Source organism: Sphingomonas azotifigens NBRC 15497 (genome assembly GCF_002091475.1).
Classification (GTDB): Bacteria; Pseudomonadota; Alphaproteobacteria; order Sphingomonadales; family Sphingomonadaceae; genus Sphingomonas; species Sphingomonas azotifigens.
The window spans coordinates 1-13,181 of sequence record NZ_BCTR01000094.1 but is presented as its reverse complement, the minus strand read 5'-3'; the positions used below and the strand labels follow the sequence as shown (position 1 = coordinate 13,181).

The window sequence follows — 13,181 nt, the reverse complement described above, 5'->3', positions numbered from 1 at the left end:
GAGAAAATGAAACTTTCTGTCGTTTTCGTGACAGGCATGCCCAAAACCCGCAGAAATCTGCGGTTTACGGCTTCTCAATCGGGGCATGCGATATGCCGCTGGTGACCGAATCAACGCTCGAATCGCCGAATCAGGCCCCGGAATCGCTCCGGAATCAGGTGCGAAAGGCCGTGATCTGGCGTTCGGGCACGCAGATTCTCGGGCAGCTGCTCACCTGGTCGTCGACCTTCCTCGTCATCCGAATCCTTGCGCCTGCCGATTACGGGCTGTTCGCGATGACCCAGGTGGTGCTGGTGCTGCTCAACATGCTCAACGGCTATGGGCTGGCGAGCGCGCTGATCCAGCGCAGCGACGCCGGGCACCGGGCGCAGCGCCAGTTGTTCGGCATGCTGTTGCTGCTCAACGGCGGGCTCGCGCTGCTGCAGGTCAGCGCCGCGCCGCTCGCTGCCGCCTATTATCGCCAGCCGATGGTCGCCGAGCTGCTCCGCGTGCAGGCGCTGCTCTATCTGACCACGCCCTTCATCGCGCTCCCCTATGCGCTGCTCGCTCGCAGCATGGACTTCGCCAAGCAGGCGCAGGTCAATTTCGTCTCGGCGCTCGCCGGCGCGATCACCGCGCTGACCGGCGCCTATGACGGCTGGGGCGTGTGGACGCTGGTCGCAGCCCCGATCGTGCTGTTCGCCACCCGTGCGATCGGCATGACCATCGCTGCGCGCGCGCTGGTGTGGCCGAGCTTCGACTTTCGCGGCGCCGGCGACATGGCGCGCTATGGCGGGGTGATGGCGGCGGGGCAGATCTTCTGGTTCTTGCAGAGCCAGGCCGATGTGTTCATCGCCGGCCGCATGTTCGAGCCGCATCTGCTCGGCATCTATACGACCAGCCTGTTCCTCACCCAGATCTTCGTCTCGAAGTTCGTGCCGCCACTCAACGAGGTCGCCTTCTCGGCCTATGCGAAGATGCGCGACGATCCCGCAGCGGTGGCGGCGGCGTTCGTGCGCGGGGCGCAGCTGATCCTGCTCGCCGCCATGCCCTTCTATATCGGGCTTGCCGCGACTGCCGAGCCGCTGGTCGCGGTGGTGCTCGGGCCGAAATGGTCCGAGGCCGCGCCGGTCGTGCACGGCCTCGCGCTGGTGATGCCGCTGATGACGCTGCAGGTGCTGTTCGCCCCCGCCAGCGACGCCCGCGGCCGCCCCGGCATCAGTGCACGCAACGGGGCGACCGGCGCGCTGTTCCTGCCGATCGCCTTTCTGGTCGGGGTGCATTGGGGAATCCTGGGCCTCGTCGGAGCCTGGTACGTCGCCTATCCGCTGTACCTTGCCCTGTCGGCGCACCGCACGCTGCCGGCGATCGGCGTTTCCTATGCGCGGCTGGGCCGGGCGATCGCGCCGCCGGTGTGCGCGGCGCTGGCGATGGGGCTGATCGTCTCGCTGGTCGATCGCGAGCTGCCGCCGCTCGCGCCCCTGCCCCGGCTGGCATTGCTCGTCGGGCTGGGCGGCGCGAGCTATGTCGCGCTGCTGTTCGCCTTTGCGCGGCCGACGCTTGCCGGCGCGATCGCGCTGGTCCGCAACCGGGCCGGCTGAGCGGGGTCAGGCCGCCTGGATATAGGCGCGCATCGCCTCGGCTTCGGATTCGATGCGATCGATCCGGTACTTCACCAGATCGCCGATCGAGATGAAGCCGATGCACGCCCCGCCGTCGATCACCGGCAGGTGCCGGATCCGCCGCCGCGTCATCAGCGCCAGCGCGCCGAGCACCGTCTCCTCCGGGCCGACGGTGATCGCCGGCGCGGTCATCACCCGGCCGACCGGCAGCTCGAGCCCGATCGCGCCTTCGCGCTCGATGCAGTGGATCACGTCGCGCTCGGAAAAGATGCCGACGACTTGCCCGTTTTCGAGGACCGGCACCGCACCGATCCGGCGTGCCGCAAGGACTGCCACCGCCTCCGCGACGGTGCTGGTCGAGGCGATCGACACGATGTCGCGCCCCTTGCCTTCGAGAATTGCCGCGATGGTCATCGCCTTCTCTCCTATGGCTTCATTTTTTAGGCGTTGTTTATCCCACGAATCGGCCCAATTTGCAAAGCGATGGAACAGCCCGACGGACTCGATGATCCCCGTTATGCCGCCTTCGCCTGGGGGCGCTTCCGCCGCATCCTGTGGGGCATGGCGGCAGTGGCGGTGCTCGCCGCCGGCGCCGGGGAATATTGGCTGTGGGCGACAATGGGCGAACTCCACCTCGTCACCGCGATCGCCACCTTTCTCGGCGTGTTCTTCACGGTGATGATGGCGGCGGCGCTGATGGGGCTGATGTTCCTCAGCTCCGGCAGCGGCCACGACGCCCAGGTCGAAGACCCGCTCAAGGATCAGGTTGAGCTCGATTGACCGGCGACCGCCTAGAGCGTCACCACGATCCGCCGGCCGTCATACGCCACCTCGCGCCCTGCCGCTTCGCCGATCCCGGTGCCGACACCTGACGCCACCGTCACCACCCGGAACCGCCGCGTCTGCGCCATGCCCGGATAGCTGCCCTGTCGCGCGCCGATCGTCAGCGTGCCCGCCTTGTCGTCGAGCACCAGGTCGATCGTCGCGCGCTCGCCGCGGCGCCAGCCCTGGCCGTCGCCGGCATCGTCATACAAGGTGAAGCGGCCATCGGCGCCGCGATAGACGCGCAGCTCGATCGGGCGATCGGGCGACTGGTCGGCATATTGCACCGGCGATCCCAGCGGCAAGATCGTCCCCGCCGCGACCTGGACCGGGATCTGGCCGATCGGCGCGGCGACCTGGAGCTTCGCGCCGCCCGCGTGCCGCGCGCCGGTCCAGAAATCGGTCCAGGTCGTGCCCGCCGGAAGGTAGACCGTCCGCGCGGTGGCGCCGGGTTCGATCACCGGGCTGACCAGCAGGTTGCGGCCGAACAGATATTGGTCGCGCAGATCCTGCGCCGCGCGGTCCTGCGGGAACACCATGCCGACGGGATAGAGGAACGAAGCGCCGCGATCGGCCACCTGCCAGCTTTGGGCATAGATAAAGGGCAGCAGCCGGTAACGCAGCGCCACCGCGTCGAGCAGCGGCGCCCGCGCGCTTTCGGGGAAGCTGTAGACTTCCTTGCCCTCGCCGGTGCCGTGGATGCGGAACATCGGATTGAACACCGCGAACTGCAGCCAGCGGGTGAACAGCTCCTGATAGGCGGGGTCCTTGGGGCTGCCGCCGAAGAAGCCGCCAATGTCGGCCGACCAGAAGGGATTGCCGGTCATCGAGAAATTCACACCGGCCGGAATCTGTCTGGCGAAGACGTCCCACCGCCCGCTGACGTCGCCCGACCAGGTGAAGGCGCCGTTGCGCTGCTGCCCCGCCCAGGCCGAGCGGGTGAGCAGCAGCGGCCGCTTGGCGGGATAGTCGACGGCCATGCCGTCATGCACCGCGGTGGTGTGCATCAGCGGATAGGCATTATACATCAGCGCGCCGGTGCCGGCGGCGGTGTTCACCTCGGCCATCTCGCCCCAATGGCCGCCGAGTTCCGCTTCGCTGCCGTCGAGCCAATAGCCGTCGAACCCGGCCTTCCCCAGCCGATCCGAGATCTGCCGCCAGTAGAGCGCGCGCGCCTGGGGAGAGAAGGCATCGTACCAGCGGCCCTCGCCCGCCGGATACACGTTCGGGTAGGTCTTGGGGTAGAGCCCGCCGATCGCGTCGAGCGCCTGGGTGTTCTCCAGCCCCACGTCGAGCCGCGGCCAGACCGAGACGATGCTGTGCAGGTTCTGCCGGTGCAGCGTGTCGAGCATGCCCTTGGGATCGGGATAGCGCTTGGGATCCATCTCGTGGCTGCCCCAGCGACCCTCCGGCCAGTACTGCCAGTCCTGCACCACCGCATCGAGCGGGATGCCGAGCCGGCGATATTCGGCAGCCACGCCCAGCAACTCGGCCTGCGAGGCGTAGCGCTCCTTCGACTGCCACAGCCCCCAGGCCCAGCGCGGCAGCAGCGAGGCGGCGCCGGTGAGCTGGCGATAGGCGCCGATCACCTGGTCGACATCGGGCCCGGCGAACAGGAAATAGTCGACGCCCTCGCCCGCAGCCGAGCGAAAGAAGATGCGGTTGCCCGCCTGCGGGGTATCCACCGCGACTTCGGTCACCGAGGCATTGTTCCAGAACAGCCCGAAGCCCGCGGGCGAGACCAGCACCGGCACGCCGACATCGGTATTCGCCTGCTGCAGCCGGACGATATTGCCGCGATAGTCGAGCAGCCCCGCCTGGTGCTGGCCGAGGCCGTAGACCGCGCGTCCCTCGGGTGCGGCGAAGACCATCCGCACCGCGCCCTCGCCATCGGGCGCGCCGCCCAGCCGGCGGCGGTAGAGATCGGCCTCGCCGACCAGCGGCTTGTCGTCGGCGCCGAGCAGCGCCACCGCGCCGGTCTTGCGATCGACGCTGATCCGCATCGCCGGGGTGGCGAGCAGATAGCGCTCCGGCTGCTGGTCGAGCGTCCAGCTGGTCTTGGCCGGCTCGCCGACCAGCGCGAGATCGGGCGTGCGTTCGGCCCCCTCGCGCAGCATCGTCACCCTCAGGGTCCGGTCGCCATAGAAGGTGAGGACCAGAATCCCCTGCGCCGTCTGGAATGCCGCGCCGGTGGGGTTGCGCGACAGCAACGTCGCGTCCGCGGGAGCCACGGCCTGGGCCGCCGCGGCCTGCGCCGCAAAACTCGGCGCAATCGTGGCGACCAAAGCTGCGCCCAGCAGCAGAAGCGACTTGGCTCTCACGGACATTCTCTCCCCTGACGCACTGGCCTTGCAGGCAATCTTGTCAGACAAGACTGAGCCTGCCTAGTCCTTTGGGGTCTTAGTGCCCGCCGCCTGCCAGCCGCAGCCCGGCGATGCAGCCGACCAGCCCGAGGATCAGCAGGATGCGCACCGCGCTCACCGGCTCGCCGAACCAGAGCATGCCGACGATCACCGTGCCCAGCGCGCCGATCCCGCCCCATACCGCATAGGCGGTGCCCAGCGGCACGGTGCGCGAGGCCATCTCCAGCAGCGCCATCGACACTGCGATGAAGCCGAGAAAGGCCAGCGTCCAGGGGATGTTCCGGAAGCCGTCGGTAAAGCGCATGCAGGTGGTGAAGCCCACTTCGCACAGCCCGCCGAGCAGCAAATAGATCCAGCCCATCAGCGCCCGGCCAGCGCAAGCAGCGCCTCGCCGGTCACCCGCTGCACCGTCCATTCCTCCATGCCTATGGCCCCCATCGCGCGGTAGAAATCGATCGCCGGCTGGTTCCAGTCGAGCACCGACCATTCGAACCTGGCATAGCCGCGCGTGACGGCGATATCGGCCAAATGGCGCAGAAGCGCCTTGCCGACGCCGGCGCCGCGGGCGGCGGGGGTGACGTACAGGTCTTCGAGATACATCCCCGGCAGCCCGGTCCAGGTGGAGAAGTTCTGGAAGAAAAGTGCGAAGCCGAGCGGCGCACCCTCCGCGCTTTCGGCGATCACCGCCTCGGCCGCCGGGCGCGGGCCGAACAGCGCGGCTTCCAGCATCGGCTCGGTCGCCAGCACCGCATCGGGCTCGCGCTCATAGTCGGCGAGCTCGCGCACGAAGGCGAGAATCTGCGGAACGTCCGCGGGCGTGGCGAAACGGATCTGGGTCATGCACCGGCCTCGGTCTGGGGAGCGGGGGCGACACGGCCGCGGAGCGCGGCGAGGCACCCGAGGATGATGAGCAGCGCGCCCGCGACCGTCCAGGCCGAGACGCGCTCGTCGAACACGACATAGCCGAGCAACGCCGCCCAGACAAAGGCGGTATATTCCACCGGCGCCAGCAGCTGCGCCTCGGCATGGCCATAGGCCCAGGCGAGCAGCACGGCCGAGATCGAGCCGACCAGCGCCGCGCCCAGGATCCACGGCCACAGCGCCACCCCCGGCATCGCCGAGAACCAGGGCGCGGCGGGCAGCATCAGCAGCGCGAGGACGAGGCTGGTGAACAGCGCGACTTCGATCGGATCCGCCACCTGCGCCTGCTGGCGGAGCAGGATCAGGCTGCCCGCATAGAGGATCGAGGCGGCAAACACCGCGAGCGAGCCGAGCACCACCTCGGTGGAGGCATGCGCCTGCGCCTGACCGGCAGCGATGGTGAGCACGCCGAGGCTCGCGATGATCGACCCGCCGATCGCCGCACGGCGGATACGCTCGCCGAGAAAGGCGGCGGCGAGGAACATCGCGATCAGCGGCGCGAGAAAGGTCAGCGCGATTCCCTGCGCCATGGTGACGCGGGCGAGGCCCCAGAAGAACAGCACCACCGAACTGCCGGCGAGCACGCCGCGGGCGAAGTGCAGCTTGAGCGCATGGGGGCTCGGCCAGGGTGTCCGGCGCAGCAGGAAGATCGGCCCGAGCAGCACGATCGCCCCGACCGAGCGCCACAGCACCGCGCTATAGGCGCCATGCGCGATCGACATGCCCTTCATCACCGCATCCATCACCGAATAATTGGCGATTCCAAGCGCGGCGACGGCAAAGGCAAGGCGGGGCGAACGGGACATGGGGGTCGGGTAGCGGGAGGCTGCCGAGATTGCGAGCCTTAAACCCTCGCCTTCACCTTCCTGGATGGTGCTCGAGGCGAACCAATACTGCGTCATCCCCGCGAAGGCGGGGATCCATTGGCGCTGATGCCCCGGTTCCTGCCCCCAGCGTCCTGGCAAATGGATTCCCGCCTTCGCGGGAATGACGATGGAGGGTGAAAACGGAGGTGCTGCCCATCAAGCGGGGCGCCGCAGGTCAGCCCTTCCCCTGCGCATATGCCTGCGTCCCCCGGGTAACCACGCCGTCCCCCGGCAGGATCGCCGCGATCGGGATGTCGGGCTGCGCGAGAATCTCGGCATAGAGCGGCGCGAAATCGGTCTCCAGCGTCTCGCGCAGCAGCGCCTCGAAACTAGGGATCACGAAATAATTCTGCTGGAAATCATCGATGCGATACTCGGTCCGCATCACCCGCTGCATGTCGAACCGCAGGCGGTTGGGGCTGTCGCTCTCCAGCGCAAACACGCTCTCCGCCGAGCTCGACACGATCCCCGCGCCATAGATGCGCAGCCCCTCGTCCTCCTCGACCAGCCCGAACTCCACCGTGTACCAATAGAGCCGGCCGAGCTGCTTGAGCGCCCCCAGCTCCAGCGCACGCATCCCGCCGCGGCCATAGGCTTCGAGATAATCGGCGAACACCGGGTCCGCGAGCATCGGCACATGGCCGAACACGTCGTGGAACACGTCCGGCTCCTGGATATAGTCGAGCTGGTCCGGCCGGCGGATGAAGTTGCCGGCGACGAAGCGGCGGTTGGCCATATGGTCGAAGAACACGTCGTCCGGCACCAGCCCCGGCACCGCGACCACCTGCCAGCCGGTGAGCTTCATCAGCCGCTCGGACAGCTCCTCGAAATTGGGAATCCCCGACTCGGAGAGCCGCAGCGCCTCCAGCCCCTTGAGATAGGCCGAGGAGGCGCGGCCCGGCAGCAACTTCGCTTGGCGCGCGAACAGCTTGTCCCAGGTGGCGTGCTCCTCCGCCGTATATGCCGCCCAGCCCTGCGGGATCGTCCAGTCCGCCGCCGCGCCTTCGGGCGGCCGCTCCAGCACATGCGTTTCCTTGTTCATCGCCGGGACCATAACATCGTATCAAACGTAACGAAATGGCCGGCCGCTTCTATGCAAGCGCCTCGTCCAGCAATCTCGCCAGCCGCAGCCCGCCGCGCACCACCTGTTCGCGGGCGACCGGCACCAGCTTGGCGATCGTCGCCTCGTCGAGATGCGCGGGATGGTCGCCGGGGGTGCACACCGCCGCGCCCGCCGCGCTCGGATAGACCACGTCGCGCGCGACCTGCCAGCTTTCGCGGCTCCAGTCCGCGACGCTGCCGCCCCACACCGCATTCCGCTCGGCCGCCGAATAGACGCGTACCGGCGAGGGCGGCTGCGAGATCGCCCGCTCGGCCAGATAGCCGTCCCACACCGAATGCAGGTTGAGCTTGGCGCTGGTATAGACGCCGTAGTTGGTCTTGACCTGGTTGCCACCCAGGTCGCTGTGGTCACCGGCGTGGAGCGGCTGGTGGAGATCGCCGACGAAGTGGACGAGGAACGCCAGCGCCATTACGCGCTCGCGCACCGGCACCTTCGAGTCCTTGAGCAGCTTCACGTCGCGCTCGATCTGCGCCGAGACGCAATTGCCGTCGCGGCAGGGCGGCTTGAGGTCGAAGGGCTTGCAGATGTCGATATTCTGATAGTGCCACGAATAGGCATAGCTGAAGCGCGGGCCGAGCGTCTTTACGCAATCCGCCCACACCGCCGCCTGCTCGATCGTGTTCGCCGGGCAGGTCGGCGTCTCGAGCAGCGCCTGGCGCCTGAGCAGCGAGTCGATCTTCGCGCGCACCGCCGGGGTGACGTTCCGATAGGCGATCGCCGCCACCGTCTCGTGGCCATATTCCCAATAGGCGGAAGCGGGCGAAGCGGCGCCGAAACCGAGCAGCGCGGCGAGGATACACAGGATACGACTCATGGGGCTCGCCCTAGGCCCGCGCGCGTCCGGCTTCAACATGACAGCACTTCCCCTCACCCACATTGCGGCGGACCCGAAACCGGCCTAATAGCCGCGCCCAAATGGCACGTATCCAGACCCCCCAGCGCATCCGGGGCACCCAGGACATTTTCGGCGAAGACCAGCGGCGGTTCGCCGCGGTGCTCGAAACGTTCGATCGGGTGCGCAAGCTCTATTGCTTCCAGCGGCTCGAGATCCCGATCTTCGAGGCGACCGGCGTGTTCGCCCGCTCCATGGGCGAAACCTCGGACGTCGTCTCCAAGGAGATGTACAGCTTCGAGGATCGCGGCGGCGATTCGATCACGCTGCGGCCGGAATTCACCGCCGGCATCGCCCGCGCCTATATCAGCGAGGGCTGGCAGCAGTTCGCGCCGCTGAAGCTCGCGACCTCGGGCCCGGTGTTCCGCTACGAGCGCCCGCAAAAGGGCCGCTATCGCCAGTTCCACCAGATCGACGCCGAGATCCTTGGCGCGCCCGAACCCGCCGCCGATGTCGAGCTGCTGGTGCTGGCCGACCAGCTGCTCAAGGAGCTCGGCATCGCCGAGGGCGTGACGCTGCAGCTCAACACGCTGGGCGATGCGGCGACCCGCGACGCCTGGCGCACCGCGCTGGTCGCGCATTTCGAGGCGCACAAGGATCAGCTTTCCGAGGACAGCCTTGCGCGGCTGGAAAAGAATCCGCTGCGCATCCTCGATTCGAAGGATCCGCGCGACCGCCCGATCGCGGACAGCGCGCCGGACATCGACGCCTATCTGACCGAGGAGGCGGCCGCCTTCTTCAAGGCGGTGACCGACGGGTTGGATGCGGCCGGCGTCGCATGGACGCGCAACGCGCGGCTGGTACGCGGGCTCGATTACTACCGCCACACCGCGTTCGAGTTCGTCACCGACCGGCTCGGCGCGCAGGGCACCGTGCTGGCCGGCGGCCGCTATGACGGGCTGATCGGCTCGCTCGGAGGTCCGGAGACGGCCGGCGTGGGCTGGGCGGCGGGTGTCGAGCGACTGGCGATGCTGATCGAGGAGCCGTCGGAGGACATGTCTCGGTCGCTGGCTATTGTGCCTGACGGTGGTTCGCTAGAGCTGGAAGCCCAAGAGATCGCGTCGCATCTCCGACGCGCTAACTGGCGCGTTGAGCTAGGCTTTCGTGGCAACTCGAAGAAGCGCGTTGAAGCCGCAAAACGGAAAGGTTTTCAAGCAATCCTTTTCGTTAAGCCCAACCACAAGCTGCATCTTTCGGATGTAACTCGTACGCACGAAGAAGCTGCGGATCTCCTGCTGTCGGTGCTGCGTGATCTTCCGGAGCGCTACAACCAAGTCAGCGGCGACGACGCATGAGCCAAGCCGTCATCCCAGCGAACGCTGGGATCTCCCGCAGCATGTCCCGACCGAGCAGCGCGCTTCACGAGATCCCAGCGTTCGCTGGGGTGACGGGCGACGCATGACCCGCATCCCGCCGGACCGCATCGCGGCGATCGAGGCGCGGCGCGACGAGTTGCAGGCGCTGATGGCGTCGGGCGAGCTCGGCGGCGATCGCTTCGTCCAGGTCTCGAAGGAATATGCCGAGATCGAGCCGGTCGCGGTCGCGGCGGGCAATGTGCGGCGGCTGCGTGCCGAGGGCCAGTCGCTCGCGCAGATGACACAGGACGCAGACGACGAGCTGCGCGCGATGGCGGTGGAGGAACTCCGCGCCAACGAAGGCACGCTTGCCGAGGCGGAGCGCAAGCTGGCGCTGGCGCTGCTCCCCAGGGATGCGGCCGACGAGCGCCCGGCGCTGCTCGAAATCCGCGCCGGCGTGGGCGGGGACGAAGCCGCGCTGTTCGCCGGCGATCTGCTCCGGATGTACCAGCGTTATGCCGATCGGCTCGGCTGGCGGACCGAGCTGATCTCGTCCAGCACCTCCGAAGCCGGCGGCTTCAAGGAAGTCGTGGTCGGCATCACCGGCACCGGCGTGTTCGCCAAGCTCAAGTTCGAAAGCGGCGTGCACCGCGTCCAGCGCGTCCCCGCCACCGAAGCGGGCGGGCGCATCCACACCTCCGCCGCGACCGTCGCAGTGCTGCCCGAGGCGGAAGAGGCGGACGTGCAGATCGACGACAAGGATCTGCGCATCGACATCTACCGCGCCTCCGGCCCCGGCGGCCAGGGCGTCAACACCACCGACAGCGCGGTGCGGATCACGCACTTGCCGACGGGGATCGTCGTGATCCAGCAGGACGAGCGCTCGCAGCACAAGAACAAGGCCAAGGCGATGAAGGTGCTCCGCACCCGCCTGTACGAGGCCGAGCGCGAGCGGCTGGCGGCGGAGCGCGTCGGCGCGCGGCGCTCGATGGTCGGCTCGGGCGATCGTTCGGAACGGATCCGGACGTATAATTTCCCGCAAGGGCGGGTGACCGACCACCGGATCAACCTGACGCTGCACCGCCTGCCCGAGATCCTCGAAGGCGAGCTCGACGAACTGGTCGGCGCCCTGGTTGCGCAGGACGAGGCCGACCGGCTTGCGCAGCTGGATGGCTGACCTCTCCACCTGCGTTCCCCTCCCGCTTGCGGGAGGGGCTAGGGGAGGGACTGACGTGGAAGCGATGCTGTGACGTCTGGTCAGGAACTGCCATCCCCTCCCCCGACCCCTCCCGCAAGCGGAAGGGGCGTTCGGGCAGCCCTGGCGGACGCGGCCCGCCAGCTCGAAGCCGTCTCGGACACCCCCCGGCTCGATGCCGAGCTGCTGATGGCGCACGCCCTCGGCACCACGCGCGACGCCCTGCTGCTCGGCCGGCTCGACGACCCTACGCCCGACACCTTCGCCGCGCTCGTCGCCCGCCGCCTGCGCCATGAGCCGATCGCGTACATCACCGGCACCCGCGCCTTCTGGACGATCGACCTCGCGGTCGGCCCCGGCGTGCTGATTCCCCGCCCCGACAGCGAGACGCTGATCGAAGCCGCGCTCGCCTGGTTCGGCAGCCGCGCGCCGGCGCGCATCCTCGATCTCGGCACCGGCCCCGGCACGCTGCTGCTCGCCGCGCTCGCCGAATGGCCGCAGGCGCAAGGGCTCGGGGTAGATGCCTCCGAAACGGCGCTCGGCTATGCACGCCGCAATGCGGATACCCTCGGCATGGCGGACCGCGCCGAGTTCCGCCTCGGCAACTGGGCCACGGGCATCGACGGCCATTTCGACCTGATCCTCGCCAATCCGCCCTATATCGGGACGGAAGAGCCGCTGCCCCCGCAGGTGCGCGACCATGAACCGGCCGCGGCGCTGTTCGCCGGGATCGACGGGCTCGACGACTATCGCCGCATCGTCCCCGCCCTCCCCGCGCTGCTCGCGCCCGGCGGTGCGGCAATGCTCGAAATCGGATGGACCCAGGCCGATGCGGTTTCTTCGCTCGGACAGGAACAGGGCATGTCTTCAAGCGTCTATAAGGACATGGGTGGACGCCCGCGCGTGGTAAGGCTGACTTGAAACTACGCGCTAACGTCACATATTTCTGCTTGGAGATTGGTACGCCAGCGGCTAGAAGAAGGCCGGGGCGAGGCACCTTCAACCAAGTTGTTGAAACAAAGGGCTGAGGCCCGACTCCATGGTCATGTGTGCCGCTGCAGTCCGGCGGCCGTGGCAAGCGGAAGGTTCTGGGCACGCCCGGCACCCTCTGCAAATGTAACCCTGCATCCGGAACCTCGATGGATCGACGGACGGCTTTGTAAAGACAGGACAACGAGACCTTGATGAACAATCGTCAGGCCGGCCGCCGTCGCGGTCGGGGCGGCCAGCAACAGCGCCAGGGCGGAGGCTCGAACAACCAGGGCAACGGCAGTCGCATCGATAACCGCGCCCGTGGCAATGCCGCCCAGTTGCTTGAGAAATACAAGAACCTGGCACGCGACGCGCAGATGCAGGGCGATCGGGTCAACGCCGAATATTATCTGCAGTTCGCGGATCATTATTTCCGCGTTCTGAACGAGAATCGCTCGCGCTTCGAAGAGCAGAACCAGCAGCGCCGCCAGCGCGACGAGTTCGACGGCGACGAGGAAGAGTTCGAGATGGAAGGCGAAGCCGGCCGCGAGGACGAGGGCGACGCCCCCCGCCAGCCGCAGCAGCCCCGTCGCGAGCGCGAACCCCGCTACGAGCGCGAAGCCCGCGAACCGCGCGAGGGTCGTGAGCCCCGCGAAGCCCGCGAGCCGCGCAGCTATCGCGACGACCGCCGCGAGCGCAGCAACGGCACCGCGAACGGCAACGTCAACGGCCATGCCGCCGAAGCCGCGCCGGTAGAAGCGCCCGCCGCTCCGGTCGAAACCCCGGTCGCCGAGGCGGCCGCCGAGGTTGCAGCACCCCGCCGCCGCGGTCGTCCGCGCCGCGAAGCCCCGGTCGAGGCCGAGGCGCCGCGCGGCATCGACGCCGCCGTCCTCCCGCCCGCGATCGGCACCGATGCCGCACCGGCTGCAGAGGAAGAGGCACCGAAAAAGCCGCGCCGCCGCCGCAAGAGCGACGAGGCCGAGGCGACCGTCGCCTGAGGCACGGGATACCGGCAAAGCAAAGTGCCCGCTTCCGAAAGGAGGCGGGCCTTTTTGTTTTCGGCGACAAGACCGCGCCTCGGCAATTATACCAGGCTGCGTTGATACCAACTCCTCCAGCCTTTCCCCGTCA

Annotated in this window: 13 protein-coding genes; 6 read left to right on the top strand and 7 right to left on the bottom strand. The window is 68.1% G+C overall.

Annotation, left to right across the window (positions count from 1 at the left end; all coding sequences use genetic code 11):
- Positions 1-92: 92 nt before the first annotated feature.
- Entirely contained in the window at positions 93-1,580 is a 1,488-nt protein-coding gene (locus tag SAZ01S_RS22320) for a lipopolysaccharide biosynthesis protein (RefSeq protein WP_084584542.1), read from the top strand.
- A gap of 6 nt (positions 1,581-1,586) precedes the next feature.
- Here SAZ01S_RS22320 and SAZ01S_RS22315 read toward each other — a convergent pair whose 3' ends face one another.
- The gene (locus SAZ01S_RS22315; RefSeq protein ID WP_084584541.1) at positions 1,587-2,015 is read right to left on the bottom strand and encodes a CBS domain-containing protein; all 429 of its coding nucleotides are present in this window, start codon (positions 2,013-2,015) and stop codon (positions 1,587-1,589) included.
- 69 nt (positions 2,016-2,084) lie between these two features.
- Between SAZ01S_RS22315 and SAZ01S_RS22310 the strand changes: the two genes are divergently transcribed.
- Complete coding sequence (locus SAZ01S_RS22310) at positions 2,085-2,381, top strand: hypothetical protein (protein WP_084584540.1); 297 nt, start codon at positions 2,085-2,087, stop codon at positions 2,379-2,381.
- An 11-nt stretch (positions 2,382-2,392) separates the two neighbouring features.
- Here SAZ01S_RS22310 and SAZ01S_RS22305 read toward each other — a convergent pair whose 3' ends face one another.
- From SAZ01S_RS22305 to SAZ01S_RS22280, 6 genes are all read right to left on the bottom strand, one after another.
- Positions 2,393-4,750, bottom strand: a complete 2,358-nt coding sequence (locus tag SAZ01S_RS22305; protein WP_084584539.1) for a glycoside hydrolase family 31 protein — start codon at positions 4,748-4,750, stop codon at positions 2,393-2,395.
- Between the two features lie 73 nt (positions 4,751-4,823).
- A complete protein-coding gene (locus SAZ01S_RS22300) occupies positions 4,824-5,147 on the bottom strand; it encodes a DMT family transporter (RefSeq protein WP_084584538.1) in 324 nt (107 codons plus the stop codon).
- On the bottom strand, positions 5,147-5,626 hold the full coding sequence (locus SAZ01S_RS22295) for a GNAT family N-acetyltransferase (protein ID WP_084584537.1): 480 nt from the start codon (positions 5,624-5,626) through the stop codon (positions 5,147-5,149). The genes SAZ01S_RS22300 and SAZ01S_RS22295 overlap by 1 nt, the downstream gene beginning before the upstream one ends.
- Complete coding sequence (locus SAZ01S_RS22290; protein WP_084584536.1) at positions 5,623-6,513, bottom strand: DMT family transporter; 891 nt, start codon at positions 6,511-6,513, stop codon at positions 5,623-5,625. The genes SAZ01S_RS22295 and SAZ01S_RS22290 overlap by 4 nt, the downstream gene beginning before the upstream one ends.
- A 235-nt stretch (positions 6,514-6,748) precedes the next feature.
- Positions 6,749-7,615: a phenylalanine 4-monooxygenase gene (gene phhA / locus SAZ01S_RS22285; protein WP_084584544.1), complete on the bottom strand. Its 867-nt coding sequence runs from the start codon at positions 7,613-7,615 to the stop codon at positions 6,749-6,751.
- A 49-nt stretch (positions 7,616-7,664) separates the two neighbouring features.
- Positions 7,665-8,510, bottom strand: coding sequence for a S1/P1 nuclease (locus SAZ01S_RS22280; RefSeq protein WP_084584535.1), 846 nt, complete (start codon positions 8,508-8,510; stop codon positions 7,665-7,667).
- 101 nt (positions 8,511-8,611) lie between these two features.
- Between SAZ01S_RS22280 and hisS the strand changes: the two genes are divergently transcribed.
- The 4 genes from hisS (at position 8,612) to SAZ01S_RS22260 (ending at position 13,048) form a co-directional block, all read left to right on the top strand.
- Positions 8,612-9,883 (top strand): histidine--tRNA ligase, encoded by a 1,272-nt coding sequence (gene hisS, locus SAZ01S_RS22275; protein WP_084584534.1) that lies wholly within the window; start codon positions 8,612-8,614, stop codon positions 9,881-9,883.
- A gap of 103 nt (positions 9,884-9,986) precedes the next feature.
- Positions 9,987-11,060 carry a peptide chain release factor 1 gene (gene prfA, locus SAZ01S_RS22270; RefSeq protein WP_084584533.1) on the top strand — a complete coding sequence of 358 codons (1,074 nt, stop codon included), beginning with the start codon at positions 9,987-9,989 and terminating at the stop codon, positions 11,058-11,060.
- 141 nt (positions 11,061-11,201) lie between these two features.
- Positions 11,202-11,999 (top strand): peptide chain release factor N(5)-glutamine methyltransferase, encoded by a 798-nt coding sequence (prmC, locus tag SAZ01S_RS22265; protein WP_245825130.1) that lies wholly within the window; start codon positions 11,202-11,204, stop codon positions 11,997-11,999.
- A gap of 263 nt (positions 12,000-12,262) precedes the next feature.
- Entirely contained in the window at positions 12,263-13,048 is a 786-nt protein-coding gene (locus SAZ01S_RS22260; protein ID WP_174596165.1) for a DUF4167 domain-containing protein, read from the top strand.
- Positions 13,049-13,181 lie beyond the last annotated feature (133 nt).

Bases quoted from the DNA above. Each gene is read 5' to 3' on its own strand.
- SAZ01S_RS22310 (WP_084584540.1), top strand. From the start codon at position 2,085: ATGGAACAGCCCGACGGACTCGATGATCCCCGTTATGCCGCCTTCGCC.
- SAZ01S_RS22290 (WP_084584536.1), bottom strand. From the start codon at position 6,513: ATGTCCCGTTCGCCCCGCCTTGCCTTTGCCGTCGCCGCGCTTGGAATC.
- SAZ01S_RS22280 (WP_084584535.1), bottom strand. From the start codon at position 8,510: ATGAGTCGTATCCTGTGTATCCTCGCCGCGCTGCTCGGTTTCGGCGCC.
- SAZ01S_RS22320 (WP_084584542.1), top strand. From the start codon at position 93: ATGCCGCTGGTGACCGAATCAACGCTCGAATCGCCGAATCAGGCCCCG.
- SAZ01S_RS22295 (WP_084584537.1), bottom strand. From the start codon at position 5,626: ATGACCCAGATCCGTTTCGCCACGCCCGCGGACGTTCCGCAGATTCTC.
- SAZ01S_RS22300 (WP_084584538.1), bottom strand. From the start codon at position 5,147: ATGGGCTGGATCTATTTGCTGCTCGGCGGGCTGTGCGAAGTGGGCTTC.
- SAZ01S_RS22315 (WP_084584541.1), bottom strand. From the start codon at position 2,015: ATGACCATCGCGGCAATTCTCGAAGGCAAGGGGCGCGACATCGTGTCG.
- prfA (WP_084584533.1), top strand. From the start codon at position 9,987: ATGACCCGCATCCCGCCGGACCGCATCGCGGCGATCGAGGCGCGGCGC.
- SAZ01S_RS22305 (WP_084584539.1), bottom strand. From the start codon at position 4,750: ATGTCCGTGAGAGCCAAGTCGCTTCTGCTGCTGGGCGCAGCTTTGGTC.
- hisS (WP_084584534.1), top strand. From the start codon at position 8,612: ATGGCACGTATCCAGACCCCCCAGCGCATCCGGGGCACCCAGGACATT.
- SAZ01S_RS22260 (WP_174596165.1), top strand. From the start codon at position 12,263: ATGAACAATCGTCAGGCCGGCCGCCGTCGCGGTCGGGGCGGCCAGCAA.
- phhA (WP_084584544.1), bottom strand. From the start codon at position 7,615: ATGAACAAGGAAACGCATGTGCTGGAGCGGCCGCCCGAAGGCGCGGCG.